Genomic DNA, 13,614 nt, shown 5'->3' with positions numbered 1-13,614 from the left:
TCTTTTATGCAGGGGCAAACTGGCTGTGGATAAACCAGAAATGATAAGAAACCAGAACGAACATACCATCGAGAATGAACTTGATATCCGTGGCCTGTGTTGCACCTTATGGAAAGGGAAATTCTGGATCGCAGGTCTGGCAATACTGTTTGCTTTAGTGGCGCTTGGGTCGACTTACCTGATGAAACAGGAGTGGAGTTCCACGGCGATCACCGATCGTCCTACCGTGAATAACCTGTCGTCCTATTTCTCTCAGGCACAGTTCCTGCGCAATTTAGATATACGTAATGCGCTGCAGTCCGACAACAACCGTCCGCCCATCTCTGAGGAGGCGTACAATGAATTTGTCATGCAACTGGCTGCCTACGATACCCGTCGTGACTTCTGGATGCAGAGCCCGTATTACAAACAGCGTCAGGAAAATGATCCCCGCGCGGATGCAGTGTTGCTGGATGAGCTGATTAACGACATTCAGTTCACCGCCCGTGACGACGCGAAAGTACCCAATGATATTGTCAAACTGACCGCTGAAAACGCCCCAGATGCCAATAAACTGTTGCGCCAGTATGTGAATTTCGCCAGCGCCCGTGCCGCACAGCATTTATATGACGAGCTGGAAGGCGCATGGGCGGCGCGTACGCAGTCCATGAAAGCGCAGGTGAAGCGTCAGGAAGAAGTCGCGCAGACTATTTTCAAACGTACAATGAACAACACTGAGCAGGCGCTGAAGATTGCTCAGCAACAAAATATCACTAAAAGCGTGACGGACACGCCTGCCGAAGAACTGCCTGATTCCGACATGTTCCTGCTGGGAACGCCGATGCTGAAAGCGCGGTTAGAATTATTGCAGGCTTCCGGGCCGGGGTATGATCTGGATTACGATCAGAACCGGGCGATGCTGTCGACACTGAATGTCGGCCCGACACTGACGGCGAAATTCCAGACTTACCGTTATCTCAGAACCCCTGAAGAGCCGGTGAAACGCGACAGTCCGCGCCGGGCCTTGCTGATGATCATGTGGGGCATTGTCGGCGGTTTAACCGGTGCAGGCGTTGCGCTGACCCGCCGTAAAAACAAGAGAAACACATTGTGAAAGTGTTGACGATTTTCGGCACCCGTCCGGAGGCCATTAAAATGGCGCCGCTGGTGCATGCGTTGTCGCAGGATGCGGCCTTTGAATCCCGGGTGTGTGTCACGGCACAACACCGTGAAATGCTCGATCAGGTCTTGAGGCTCTTTGAAATCACCCCGGATTATGATCTCAATATCATGAAACCGGGGCAGGGGCTGACAGAAATCACCAGCCGGATCCTGACCGGCCTGAAGCCTGTTTTGGACGAATTCAGACCCGACGTGGTGCTGGTGCATGGTGATACGACAACGACCTTATCGGCCAGTCTGGCAGCCTTTTATCATCAGATCCCGGTCGGGCACGTTGAAGCGGGTTTGCGTACCGGCGATCTGTCCTCGCCATGGCCGGAAGAGGGCAACCGTGTCTTGACCGGCCATCTGGCAAAGTGGCACTTTGCGCCCACCGAAAATGCCCGGACCAATTTACAGCGGGAAGGCATTTCTGCTGACGGCATTTTTGTCACCGGGAATACGGTGATTGATGCGTTGCTCTGGGTGCGTGACCGCGTCAAAAATGACACTTCACTGGCGCAGCAACTGGCTGAAAACTATCCCTTCCTTGATGCGGCTAAAAAACTGATTTTAGTGACCGGCCATCGTCGCGAAAGCTTTGGCGGTGGATTTGAACGGATTTGCTCGGCGCTGGCAGAAATTGCCCGCCAGCATCCGGACGTACAGATTGTGTATCCGGTGCATCTCAATCCGAACGTCAGCGAACCGGTAAACCGTATTCTGCAAGGCATTGATAATATTATTCTGATCGACCCGCAGGATTACCTGCCGTTTGTGTATCTGATGGATAAAGCCTGTCTGATCCTGACGGATTCCGGCGGGGTGCAGGAAGAAGCGCCCTCGCTGGGCAAACCTGTGCTGGTCATGCGGGAAACCACGGAGCGGCCGGAAGCCGTTGATGCGGGAACTGTCCGGCTGGTGGGAACCGATCCCGCGACAATCGTCGAGGAAGTCAACCGACTGCTGAACAATGAAGATGAATACAACAGCATGAGCCGGGCGCACAATCCTTACGGCGACGGGGATGCCTGTCGCCATATTCTTGACGCACTGAAAAATCATTGGGTAGCACAATGAGTTTTAATACTATTTCTGTCATCGGGCTGGGTTACATCGGTCTGCCGACTGCCGCGGCTTTTGCATCTCGCCAGAAAAAAGTGGTCGGCGTGGACATCAGCCAGCACGCGGTTGACACCATTAACCGTGGCGCGATCCATATCGTTGAACCCGATCTCGACCTGCTGGTGAAGCAGGCCGTGGACGCGGGTTTTTTGCATGCAGTGACCCGTCCTGAACCTGCCGATGCTTTTCTGATCGCCGTCCCGACGCCGTTTATGGGCGATCACCTGCCGGACATGAAATTCGTTGAGTCCGCAGCGCGTTCCGTCGCGCCAGTGCTTAAGAAAGGCGATCTGATCATTCTGGAATCGACATCGCCGGTCGGCGCAACGGAGCAAATGGCCGCATGGCTGGCCGAAGCGCGCCCTGATCTGCGCTTCCCGCAACAGGCTGGCGAACAGGCTGATGTCAATATCGCGTATTGCCCGGAGCGTGTTTTACCGGGGCAGGTGATGGTTGAGCTGATTAAAAATGACCGCGTGATCGGCGGCATGACACCACTGTGTTCGCAACGTGCCAGCGAGTTATACAACATTTTCCTCAAGGGAGAATGTGTCATCACCAACTCCCGTACTGCTGAAATGTGCAAGCTGACCGAAAACAGCTTCCGCGACGTCAACATTGCTTTTGCCAATGAACTGTCACTGATTTGTGATGCGCAGGGAATCAATGTCTGGGAGCTGATCCGTCTGGCAAACCGTCATCCGCGTGTGAACATTTTGCAGCCTGGACCGGGCGTGGGCGGTCACTGCATCGCGGTTGATCCGTGGTTTATTGTGGCGCAAAACCCTGAGCTGGCGCGGATTATCCGCACCGCGCGTGAAGTGAATGACAGTAAACCACACTGGGTGGTGGATCGCGTGAAAGCGGCGCTCGCCGATTGCCTCACGACAACCGGCAAACGTGCCGCCGAGATCAAAATCGCCTGTTTTGGTCTGGCGTTTAAACCGAATATCGATGACCTGCGCGAAAGCCCGGCAGTCGAAGTCACACACCTTATTGCGGACTGGCACGCCGGGGAAACCTGGGCCGTTGAGCCTAATGTTCAGCAACTGCCAGCCTCCCTGAACGGTAAAGTCACCCTGCATACGCTTGATGATGCGCTGAAAGAGGCCGATCTGCTGGTTATGCTGGTCGATCATCAGTCGTTCAAGGCGATCCCTGCCGATCACATTGAGCAATCATGGATTGTGGATACCAAAGGGGTATGGCGTTGAAAAAAATACTGGTCACCGGCGGAGCAGGCTTTATTGGCTCTGCGGTCGTCAGACATATCATTCAGAGCACAGCGGATAAGGTTATCGTTGTCGATAAACTGACTTACGCCGGAAACCTCGATTCATTAGCGGAAGTCTCAGACGATCCCCGTTATGCCTTTGAACAGGTGGATATTAATGATCGGCCGGCGCTGGATGCTGTTTTCTCTCGCCATCAGCCTGATGCCGTGATGCATCTGGCGGCTGAAAGTCATGTCGACCGCTCTATTGACGGTCCGGCGGCCTTTATCGAAACGAATGTGGTGGGCACTTATCAGTTGCTGGAAGCGGCTCGTCAGTACTGGCAGACCCTGCCGGAACCCGCGCGGCAGGCATTCCGTTTCCACCATATTTCTACGGATGAAGTGTTTGGCGATCTGGAAGCAACCGATGCACAGTTCACCGAAACAACGGCTTATGCACCAAGCAGCCCTTACTCTGCGTCTAAAGCGGCCAGCGATCATCTGGTGAGGGCGTGGCTGCGCACCTACGGGCTGCCGACATTGGTGACCAATTGCTCCAACAATTACGGCCCGTACCATTTTCCTGAAAAATTGATCCCGTTGGTGATCCTCAATGCATTAGCCGGTAAACCTCTGCCGGTGTATGGCGATGGCGGACAGATCCGCGACTGGCTTTATGTTGAAGATCATGCGCGCGCGTTATATCAGGTTGTGACGGAAGGTGGCGTGGGCGAAACCTACAATATCGGTGGTCATAACGAGCGTAAAAATATTGAGGTCGTCAGGGGCATTTGTGAACTGCTGGAAGAACTGGTGCCGCAGAAGCCCGGTCACCTTGCGCATTACCGCGATTTAATCACATTCGTTAAAGACCGGCCGGGGCACGACCTCCGTTACGCGATTGATGCAGGCAAAATTGAGCGTGAACTGGGATGGAAACCGGCAGAAACCTTCGAAACGGGTTTACGTAAAACGGTGATGTGGTATCTGAATAATCAAACCTGGTGGCAGCGCGTTCAGGACGGCGGCTACCGTGGTGAGCGTCTGGGTCTGAAGGACTGATGTTTACTCTGCAAGGTTCAACGGAGGATAAGCGATGAAAGGCATTATTTTGGCCGGTGGCTCTGGCACCCGGTTGCACCCGATCACGCGTGGCATGTCGAAACAGCTGTTGCCGATTTATGACAAGCCGATGATTTACTACCCGTTATCTGTGCTGATGCTGGCAGGTATCCGCGATATTCTGATTATCACTACGCCGGAAGATAAACCTTTCTTCCAGCGTCTGCTGGGCAATGGGGAAGAATTTGGTATCAGGCTGACGTATGCCGAGCAGCCAAGCCCGGATGGCCTGGCACAAGCTTTTCTGATTGGCGAAGAATTTATTGATGGTCAGCCGACTTGTCTGGTGCTGGGCGACAATATCTTCTTTGGACAGGGTTTCAGCCCGAAACTGCGCTCGGTCGCTGCCCGTGATAAAGGTGCCACCGTCTTTGGTTATCAGGTGATGGATCCTGAGCGTTTTGGCGTTGTGGAATTCGATGACGATTTCCGGGCTTTATCTATTGAAGAAAAACCGGCGCATCCAAAATCCAAATGGGCCGTCACCGGTTTGTATTTCTATGACAATCAGGTGGTGGATTTCGCCAAACAGGTTAAACCTTCCTCACGCGGCGAACTCGAAATTACCTCCATCAACCAGATGTACCTTGAAAGCGGCGAACTGTCGGTCGAGTTACTGGGCCGTGGCTTCGCCTGGCTGGATACCGGCACCCATGACAGTCTGATCGAAGCCAGCTCGTTCGTGCAGACCGTTGAAAAACGTCAGGGCTTCAAAATTGCCTGTCTGGAAGAGATTGGCTGGCGTAATGGCTGGTTAGACGATGAAGGCGTAAAACGCGCCGCCCGGACGTTGGCAAAAACGGGTTACGGGCAGTATTTACTGGATTTGCTCCATGCGCGTCCACGGCAATATTGAGCCGCTGGGCTGGGAGAGCGATTTCTTTCAGCTTAAAAGCGCCCGCCTGACGCCGGATGCTTCTGCGCCGGAAATCACGCCGCAGAGGCTGGATCAGTATGCGCTGGTGCAGGCGAAAGTGGATGCCGGTGAGACAGACACACTGGACGCACTTTCTGTGCTGGGTTTCCGGCTGGCAGAGGGCGAGACGGATGTTTGTGTGCGGATCGGGCCTTCCGATCTCGGGCTACCGGCGGGACGCCTCGCGGTTCCGGAGGATATGCCCGAGGTGGCCGCGATTGCCCGTCAGGCATTTCGCTTCAGCCGTTTTCGCTCGCCCTGGTATCAGCCCGAAGACAGCGGCCGCTTTTATGCGACGTGGGCGGAGAAAGCCGTATCAGGCACGTTCGACCATCTTTGCCTGTGGGTCGATGATGAGCAGGGCAACAGTCTGGGTTTTGTGACGCTGCGAACGCTGCCCGATGGCGAAGCGCGTATTGGTCTGCTTGCCGTCCGGCCTGAATGTCAGGGACGGGGAGCAGGCAAAAAATTAATGGCGGCTGCGAAAAAATGGTCTGCTGAACAGGGCGTGTCGCGTTTATATGTCGCCACGCAAACCAGCAACCTCGCGGCCTTAAATCTTTATCTCGCCAGCGGTGGCACCGTCACCGGCACGGCATATTGGTTGTACAGGTGAAACGATGATCCCTTTTAACGCGCCACCGGTGGCAGGTACTGAACTTGATTTCATGCGCGAGGCGATGAGCAGCGGCAAATTATGCGGTGACGGCGGATTTACCCTGCGTTGCCAGCAATGGTTCGAAACGCGCTTTAACTGTCCGAAAGTTTTGCTGACGCCTTCCTGTACGGCATCGCTGGAAATGGCCGCGTTATTGCTGGATATCCAGCCCGGCGACGAAGTGATCATGCCAAGTTTCACCTTTGTCTCGACCGCCAACGCGTTTGTGTTACGCGGGGCAAAAATCGTCTTTGTGGATGTCCGCCCGGACACCATGAACATCGATGAAACCCTGATAGAAGCCGCCATCACCGACAAAACCAAAGTGATTGTCCCGGTGCATTACGCGGGCGTGGCCTGTGAGATGGACACCATTATGGCGCTGGCCGACAAGTATCGCCTGTTTGTGGTGGAAGACGCCGCGCAGGGCGTGATGTCGACTTACAAAGGCAAAGCGCTGGGCACGATCGGGCATATTGGCTGCTTCAGTTTTCACGAAACCAAGAATTACACCGCAGGCGGTGAAGGCGGCGCGACGCTGATTAACGACGCGAAGCTGATTGACCGTGCGGAAATCATTCGCGAAAAAGGCACCAACCGCAGCCAGTTCTTCCGTGGTCAGGTGGATAAATACACCTGGCGCGACATTGGTTCCAGCTATCTGATGTCCGATTTGCAGGCCGCGTATCTGTGGGGAAATCTCGACGCCGCTGAGAAAATTAACCAGCGCCGTCTGGCCATCTGGAACCAGTATTATGAGGCGTTGCAGGATCTGGCCGACGCGGGGCGCGTGCAGTTGCCTTCTGTCCCGCAAGATTGCGTGCAAAACGCCCACATGTTCTATGTGCGCCTGAATGATATTGAAGATCGTGATGCGTTCATCCGCCATATGAAAGCGGCGGATATCCTGACCGTATTCCATTACATCCCGCTGCATGCCTGTCCGGCGGGCGAAGAATTTGGTCGTTTTGCGGGCGTCGATCGCTTCACGACAAAAGAGAGCGAGCGTCTGGTGCGCCTGCCTTTGTTCTATAACATGACCGATGACACGCAGCGCGCGGTGATCGCGGCCATGCTGCAATATTTCGCCTGATATGTCGCTGGCAAAAGCGTCAGTCTGGACCGCCGGTTCCACGCTGATTAAAATCGGTGCCGGACTGCTGGTGGTAAAATTGCTGGCGGTGACGTTCGGGCCGGATGGCGTCGGGCAGGCGGGGAATTTCCGTCAGCTGGTGACCGTCCTGGGCGTGCTGTCCGGTGCCGGTATTTTCAACGGTATCACCAAATATGTGGCTGAACATCATCAGGATCCCGCCCGGCTAAACGCCGTGCTGGGGACGTCGTCGTCGCTGATTTTAGGTTTTTCGGCGCTGCTGGCGGCGGTGTTTCTGATAGCGGCCGCCCCGATCAGCGTCGGATTATTCGGGCACGATCGTTATCAGTCCGTTGTCCGTGCCGTGGCGTTTATTCAGATGGGGATTGCCTGCGCCAACTATTTTCAGGCCATCCTGAAAGGTTACCGCGATGCCATGGGCAACGCGCTGGCAGTGATCGGTGGCAGTCTGATCGGTTTACTGGCCTATTTGTTGTGTTTCAAACTGGGTGGCTACGAAGGCGCGCTGGCCGGTCTGGCACTGGTGCCTGCGCTGGTCATGGTGCCTGCCGGGGCGATGCTGTGGCGGCGAAAATCCTTCCCGCTGGCGTATCTGAAACCGGGCTGGGATCGCTTTATTGCCAGCCATCTGGGAAAATTCACGCTGATGGCGCTGATCACCTCCGTCACCTTACCGGTGGCGTATGTGATGATGCGAAATCTGCTGGCGGCGCATTACAGCTGGAAAGACGTGGGGATCTGGCAGGGGGTCAGCAGCATTTCTGATGCCTATCTGCAATTTATCACCGCCTCGTTCAGCGTGTATTTATTGCCGACTTTATCGCGCCTGACCGACAAAAAAGACGTGACGCGCGAAATCGTCAAATCGCTGAAGTTCGTATTGCCCGCCGTGGCGGCCGTCAGTTTTACGGTCTGGCTGTTACGGGATTTCGCCATCTGGCTGCTGTTTTCTTCTCAGTTTGTGGCGATGCGTGACCTGTTCGCCTGGCAACTGGTCGGTGACGTTCTGAAAGTCGGCTCGTATGTTTTTGGGTATCTGGTGATCGCCAGAGCTTCTCTGCGTTTTTACGTGCTGACTGAAATCAGCCAGTTCGCGTTACTGACCGGATTCTCACACTGGTTGATCCCGATACGGGGTTCTCTGGGCGCAGCGCAGGCCTATATGGCGACCTATGTCGTTTATTTCGCCCTGTGCTGCACCGTATTTGTTATTTATCGTAGACGAGCATGACAACGCTGATTCACGTTTTGGGATCTGACATTCCCCACCATAATGTCACCGTGCTGCGCTTTTTTAATGATGTTCTGGCCGAATGCGCGCCTGAAAAGCTGATTTATCATTTTATGGTGGCGACAGCGGATGCGTCGGCCTTTGCCGAATTTACGCGTCTGGACATCCGGGTTTATCCGGATAAAAAATCGCTGGCGGACGCGGTGATTGCCCGTGCGCAGGATCGCACCCATCACTTTTTCTTCCACGGGCAATTTAACCCGACCCTGTGGATTGCCCTGCTGACCGGTAAAATTAAATCGCAGCAGGCCAGCTGGCATATCTGGGGTGCCGATCTTTATGAATCTGCCGGAAGCCTGAAATTCCGCCTGTTCTATCTTTTACGACGGCTGGCGCAGGGGCGGATCGGTCACGTATTCGCCACCCGTGGCGACCTGATTCATTTCCATCAGCGACACCCGCGTGTGCCGTCGTCGTTACTCTATTTCCCGACGCGGATGGATCCGGCGCTGACGCTTTCAGCCGAACAAGCGGAACCGGAAGGGCCCATGACCGTGCTGGTCGGTAATTCCGGCGATCGCAGTAACCGTCATAGTGAAGCGCTGCGTTCGCTGCATCAGCAGTTTGGCGCGGATATCCGGGTGATTATTCCGATGGGGTATCCGGCCAATAATGACGGTTATATCGAACAGGTGCGCACTGAGGCGCTGAAGTGGTTTGCGCCCGAAAACATTGAACTGATGACCGGTTCAATGCCTTTTGCGGATTACCTTGATGTGTTGCGCCGTTGCTCGCTGGGCTATTTTATCTTTGACCGCCAGCAGGGTATCGGCACACAGTGTTTGCTGATCCAGTTCGGCGTGCCGTTTGTGGTCAGCCGTCAGAATCCGTTCTGGCAGGATCTGGCCGAGCAGCATCTTCCGGTGCTGTTTTACGGTGATGCGCTGGATGCCAGAACCTTGGCGGAAGCGCGTCGTCAGTTACTGCATACTGATCGCCACAACATTGCGTTCTTTAATCCGAATTACATCGCGGGCTGGCAACAGGCGTTGCTGCTGGCGGCGGGAGAAACATCATGACACTGGCACAGCTTGGCGGCCTGTCTGTGGTTTACGGCTTCTCGCTGCTGTTCATCCTGACCCTGACGTATAAAGAATTTCGCCGTGTGCGTTTTAACTTCAACGTCTTGTTTTCACTGCTCTATCTGCTGACGTTTTACTTTGGCTTCCCGCTGACCTGTCTGCTGGTTTTCCAGTTTGATGTCCAGGTCGTGCCGGTGGAAAACCTGTTGCAGGCCATGCTGGCCGCCACCTGTTTCTACGCCATTTATTACGTCAGTTACAAAACGCGGCTCAGGGCAAAGCGTGAGGGGCCGTCACGTCCGCTGTTTACCATGAACCGCGTGGAAACCCATCTGACCTGGATAATGCTGGCGCTGATTGCCATTGTTACCGTTTCCATCTTCTTTATGCATAACGGTTTTCTGCTGTTTAAGCTCAAATCTTACAGCCAGATATTTTCCAGTGATGTGTCCGGCGTGGCGCTCAAACGTTTCTTCTACTTCTTCCTTCCGGCGATGCTGGTGGTGTTCTTTCTCAAACCCGATCCGCGCCGCTGGCTGTTTTTCCTGGTCAGCACCGTCGCGTTTGGTTTGCTGACTTACATTATCGTCGGCGGTACACGGGCGAACATCATCATCGCCTTCGCGCTGTTTTTGTTTATCGGCATTGTCCGTGGCTGGATCAGTTTGTGGATGCTGGCGGCGGCGGGCGTGCTCGGTATCGTCGGCATGTTCTGGCTGGCGCTGAAACGCTACGGCCTGAACGTCAGCGGCCCGGAAGCGTTTTATACCTTCCTGTATCTGACGCGTGATACCTTCTCACCGTGGGAAAATCTGGGGCTGCTGCTGCAAAATTACGACAAAATCAGCTTCCAGGGGCTGGCGCCTATCGTCCGCGATTTCTATGTCTTTATTCCGACCTGGCTATGGCATGACCGGCCGGGCATCGTGCTCAACTCAGCCAACTATTTCACCTGGGACGTGCTGGATAACCATTCCGGGCTGGCGATATCGCCGACGCTGATCGGTTCGCTGGTGGTCATGGGCGGCGTGTGGTTTATTCCGCTGGGCGCGGTGGCGGTCGGGATGATCATTAAATGGTTCGACTGGTTGTACGAAAAAGGCAAGGCGGACACCAACCCCTACAAAGCGGCCATCCTGCAAAGTTTCTGCTTTGGTGCGGTGTTCAATATGATCGTGCTTGCCCGCGAAGGCGTGGATTCCTTCTTCTCGCGGGTGGTCTTTTTCTGTGTTGTTTTCGGTGCCTGTCTGGTCGCCGCAAAATTACTGTACTGGATGTTTGACGCTGCCGGGCTGATCCGTGCCAAAATGCCGGCCGGAAAAAACCTCATGGAGCCTCTGGCCGTAAGGACAATGAATGAATCAGGAGAATAACGTTCCACAATACGATATTCGTGGAATACGCCTTTGGGGCTTTCGCAGTATGGCCCATTTTCTCGATTATCTTTTTGCCGGTCATCAGGTCAAAACCGGCGCGCTGGTGGCGATGAATGCCGAAAAACTGCTGACCGTCGAAAGCAACCCGGAAATGAACGCACTGATCAGTCAGGCGGAATATAAATATGCCGACGGGATCAGCATCGTGCGGGCCATCCGCCGTAAATACCCGCAGGCCAGGATTTCGCGCATTGCCGGTGCCGATCTCTGGGAAGGGCTGATGCAGCGCGCAGGCCGCGAGGGCACGCCGGTCTTTCTGATCGGCGGCAAAGCGGATGTGCTGGCGCAGACGGAAGCGAAACTGCGCGCGCAGTGGAACGTCAATATTGTTGGCAGTCAGAACGGCTATTTCCCGCCGGATCAGCGTGCGGCGTTATTCGAACGGGTGAAAAGCAGCGGCGCTGCCATTGTGACGGTGGCGATGGGCTCGCCAAAGCAGGAAATCCTGATGCGCGATTGCCGCCTTGTGCATCCCGACGCCCTCTATATGGGGATTGGCGGAACTTATGATGTCTTCACCGGCCATGTGAAACGCGCGCCAAAAATCTGGCAAAAAATGGGGCTGGAATGGTTCTACCGCCTGATTTTACAACCGAGCCGTTTGCGCCGTCAGCTTAAGCTGCTCAAATTCGTTCGCTATTACTACACCGGTCGCCTGTAAAACTTGCGCCGCGCGGGATTTTAAGCGCGGCGTTGTACCTCTCATTTCATTTCGCGCGTTACCGCCGTTTGCATCCCGTCTTGTCTGGCAATGCGTATCTTTCTTCATTGTGGTTTGCAACTCATCCTGAAATGCGGAACCATAACGCCGTTTTTCCGCCTTCAGCGGGGGAATATCACAATAAAAATAACATTCCGGTCATTCCGGAAGGCAAATGCAAACACGAGAAATTGAGGATTTATGGCGAATCAAGAAGAAAAGGGTGGGCTACACCGGGGGCTTGAGGCAAGGCACATCGAGCTGATAGCACTGGGCGGCACCATTGGTGTCGGATTGTTTATGGGCGCGGCGAGTACCCTGAAATGGGCGGGGCCGTCGGTCTTGCTGGCCTATATTCTGGCCGGGGTGTTCGTCTTCTTTATCATGCGTTCTATGGGCGAGATGCTGCATCTGGAGCCGGTAGCCGGTTCGTTTGCCGTCTATGCCCATAAATATCTGGGGCCGTATTACGGCTATCTCACCGCATGGAGTTACTGGTTTATGTGGATAGCGGTGGGGATTTCAGAAATCACCGCCATCGGCGTCTATGCACAATACTGGTTCCCCGAGTTGCCACAGTGGATCCCCGCACTGGCCGCCGTCGCCATTGTCGCCGCGGCCAACCTTGCCGCGGTGAAACTGTATGGCGAAATGGAGTTCTGGTTCGCGCTGATCAAAATCACCACCATCATTGTGATGATCGTGGTCGGGCTGGCCGTCATCTTCTTCGGCTTTGGCAACCACGGTGAAGCCGTCGGCTTTGCCAATTTGACCGCGCACGGTGGCTTCTTTGCCGGCGGCTGGAAGGGTTTCCTGTTTGCGCTGTGTATTGTTGTGGCGTCCTATCAGGGCGTGGAACTGGTGGGGATCACCGCCGGTGAAGCGAAGAACCCGCAGGTGACGCTCAAACGTGCAATCAACAACATTCTCTGGCGTATCCTGATTTTCTACGTCGGTGCGATTTTCGTTATCATCACTATCTTCCCGTGGAACGAAATGGGCACTCACGGCAGTCCGTTCGTGCTGACCTTCGCGAAGATTGGTATTGCTTCAGCGGCCGGTATTATTAACTTTGTGGTGCTGACCGCTGCGCTCTCCGGCTGCAACAGCGGCATGTACAGCTGCGGACGCATGTTGTATGCGCTGTCGCAAAACCGTCAGTTGCCCGCGTTGTTAAGCAATGTGTCGAAAAGCGGTGTGCCGGTGTACGGTATTGCGATCACCATTTTGTGTCTGCTGGTCGGTTCGTGCCTGAACTACATCATCCCGAATCCTGAAAAGGTGTTCGTGTATGTCTACAGCGCCAGTGTCCTGCCGGGCATGGTGCCGTGGTTTGTGGTGCTGATCAGCCAGCTGCGTTTCCGCGACGCACATAAAGAGAAACTGAAAAACCATCCGTTCAAATCGATTCTCTTTCCTTATACCAACTATCTGACGCTGATTTTCCTGGCGTGCGTGCTGGTCGGTATGGCGATTAATCCGGATACGCGGGTTTCTTTGCTGGTAGGCGGTATTTTCATCGCGGCGGTGTCGCTGATATACTTCGGCCTCGGCATGCACAAGCGTGCCGCGCAGACGGCAGAAAAAGCAAAATAACGTCGTAAGTCATGGGTGGGGAAGGCAAGACGCTTACTTTTAATGCGTATTGGATAAAGCGTAATCAAACGCAATATTTCTGATAAAAAGCACTAGACAGCCAGACGTTAAAACCGTAGTATCCCCACCCGCAACGGCGCTAAGCGCCCGTAGCTCAGCTGGATAGAGCGCTGCCCTCCGGAGGCAGAGGTCTCAGGTTCGAATCCTGTCGGGCGCACCATTTAGTATGCGCTAGAGTTGCGGTGGAATGTTGAAGTCAGACAGTTCACGTTAGTTAG

The 13,614-nt window shown here is 54.6% G+C and carries 12 protein-coding genes and 1 tRNA gene; all 13 read left to right on the top strand.

Going from position 1 to position 13,614, the window contains the following annotated elements; translation table 11 throughout:
- Positions 1-40 precede the first annotated feature (40 nt).
- The 13 genes from wzzE to J9880_RS06765 all read left to right on the top strand — a co-directional run bounded on the left by wzzE (position 41) and on the right by J9880_RS06765 (position 13,556).
- On the top strand, positions 41-1,093 hold the full coding sequence (wzzE, locus tag J9880_RS06825) for an ECA polysaccharide chain length modulation protein (protein ID WP_133824163.1): 1,053 nt from the start codon (positions 41-43) through the stop codon (positions 1,091-1,093).
- Positions 1,090-2,220 (top strand): non-hydrolyzing UDP-N-acetylglucosamine 2-epimerase, encoded by a 1,131-nt coding sequence (wecB, locus tag J9880_RS06820; protein ID WP_095924182.1) that lies wholly within the window; start codon positions 1,090-1,092, stop codon positions 2,218-2,220. Before wzzE ends, wecB begins: the two co-directional genes overlap by 4 nt.
- A complete protein-coding gene (gene wecC / locus J9880_RS06815) occupies positions 2,217-3,479 on the top strand; it encodes a UDP-N-acetyl-D-mannosamine dehydrogenase (RefSeq protein ID WP_095924183.1) in 1,263 nt (420 codons plus the stop codon). The genes wecB and wecC overlap by 4 nt, the downstream gene beginning before the upstream one ends.
- A complete protein-coding gene (rffG, locus tag J9880_RS06810) occupies positions 3,470-4,543 on the top strand; it encodes a dTDP-glucose 4,6-dehydratase (RefSeq protein WP_207391109.1) in 1,074 nt (357 codons plus the stop codon). The genes wecC and rffG overlap by 10 nt, the downstream gene beginning before the upstream one ends.
- 34 nt (positions 4,544-4,577) lie before the next feature.
- Positions 4,578-5,459, top strand: coding sequence for a glucose-1-phosphate thymidylyltransferase RfbA (rfbA, locus tag J9880_RS06805; protein ID WP_095924184.1), 882 nt, complete (start codon positions 4,578-4,580; stop codon positions 5,457-5,459).
- Positions 5,437-6,135: a dTDP-4-amino-4,6-dideoxy-D-galactose acyltransferase gene (gene rffC, locus J9880_RS06800; protein ID WP_119822795.1), complete on the top strand. Its 699-nt coding sequence runs from the start codon at positions 5,437-5,439 to the stop codon at positions 6,133-6,135. The genes rfbA and rffC overlap by 23 nt, the downstream gene beginning before the upstream one ends.
- A gap of 4 nt (positions 6,136-6,139) precedes the next feature.
- On the top strand, positions 6,140-7,270 hold the full coding sequence (rffA, locus tag J9880_RS06795; RefSeq protein WP_095924186.1) for a dTDP-4-amino-4,6-dideoxygalactose transaminase: 1,131 nt from the start codon (positions 6,140-6,142) through the stop codon (positions 7,268-7,270).
- 1 nt (position 7,271) lies between these two features.
- Positions 7,272-8,522, top strand: a complete 1,251-nt coding sequence (wzxE, locus tag J9880_RS06790) for a lipid III flippase WzxE (protein ID WP_095924187.1) — start codon at positions 7,272-7,274, stop codon at positions 8,520-8,522.
- Positions 8,519-9,601 (top strand): TDP-N-acetylfucosamine:lipid II N-acetylfucosaminyltransferase, encoded by a 1,083-nt coding sequence (locus tag J9880_RS06785; protein WP_232770248.1) that lies wholly within the window; start codon positions 8,519-8,521, stop codon positions 9,599-9,601. The genes wzxE and J9880_RS06785 overlap by 4 nt, the downstream gene beginning before the upstream one ends.
- Entirely contained in the window at positions 9,598-10,977 is a 1,380-nt protein-coding gene (gene wzyE, locus J9880_RS06780) for an ECA oligosaccharide polymerase (protein WP_095924189.1), read from the top strand. Before J9880_RS06785 ends, wzyE begins: the two co-directional genes overlap by 4 nt.
- Positions 10,961-11,701, top strand: coding sequence for a lipopolysaccharide N-acetylmannosaminouronosyltransferase (wecG, locus tag J9880_RS06775; RefSeq protein WP_119822791.1), 741 nt, complete (start codon positions 10,961-10,963; stop codon positions 11,699-11,701). The genes wzyE and wecG overlap by 17 nt, the downstream gene beginning before the upstream one ends.
- Positions 11,702-11,941: 240 nt before the next feature.
- On the top strand, positions 11,942-13,336 hold the full coding sequence (gene thrP, locus J9880_RS06770; RefSeq protein WP_095924191.1) for a bifunctional threonine/serine APC transporter ThrP: 1,395 nt from the start codon (positions 11,942-11,944) through the stop codon (positions 13,334-13,336).
- Positions 13,337-13,479: 143 nt separating this feature from the next.
- A tRNA-Arg gene (locus tag J9880_RS06765) sits at positions 13,480-13,556 on the top strand.
- The last annotated feature ends 58 nt before the right edge of the window (positions 13,557-13,614 follow it).

Source organism: Rahnella victoriana (assembly GCF_021276285.1).
Taxonomy (GTDB): domain Bacteria; phylum Pseudomonadota; class Gammaproteobacteria; order Enterobacterales; family Enterobacteriaceae; genus Rahnella; species Rahnella victoriana.
This window is presented reverse-complemented; position numbering and strand designations above follow the sequence as displayed.

Bases quoted from the DNA above. Each gene is read 5' to 3' on its own strand.
- wzzE (WP_133824163.1), top strand. From the start codon at position 41: ATGATAAGAAACCAGAACGAACATACCATCGAGAATGAACTTGATATC.
- wecC (WP_095924183.1), top strand. From the start codon at position 2,217: ATGAGTTTTAATACTATTTCTGTCATCGGGCTGGGTTACATCGGTCTG.
- rffG (WP_207391109.1), top strand. From the start codon at position 3,470: ATGGCGTTGAAAAAAATACTGGTCACCGGCGGAGCAGGCTTTATTGGC.
- rfbA (WP_095924184.1), top strand. From the start codon at position 4,578: ATGAAAGGCATTATTTTGGCCGGTGGCTCTGGCACCCGGTTGCACCCG.
- rffC (WP_119822795.1), top strand. From the start codon at position 5,437: ATGCGCGTCCACGGCAATATTGAGCCGCTGGGCTGGGAGAGCGATTTC.
- rffA (WP_095924186.1), top strand. From the start codon at position 6,140: ATGATCCCTTTTAACGCGCCACCGGTGGCAGGTACTGAACTTGATTTC.
- wzxE (WP_095924187.1), top strand. From the start codon at position 7,272: ATGTCGCTGGCAAAAGCGTCAGTCTGGACCGCCGGTTCCACGCTGATT.
- J9880_RS06785 (WP_232770248.1), top strand. From the start codon at position 8,519: ATGACAACGCTGATTCACGTTTTGGGATCTGACATTCCCCACCATAAT.
- wzyE (WP_095924189.1), top strand. From the start codon at position 9,598: ATGACACTGGCACAGCTTGGCGGCCTGTCTGTGGTTTACGGCTTCTCG.
- wecG (WP_119822791.1), top strand. From the start codon at position 10,961: ATGAATCAGGAGAATAACGTTCCACAATACGATATTCGTGGAATACGC.
- thrP (WP_095924191.1), top strand. From the start codon at position 11,942: ATGGCGAATCAAGAAGAAAAGGGTGGGCTACACCGGGGGCTTGAGGCA.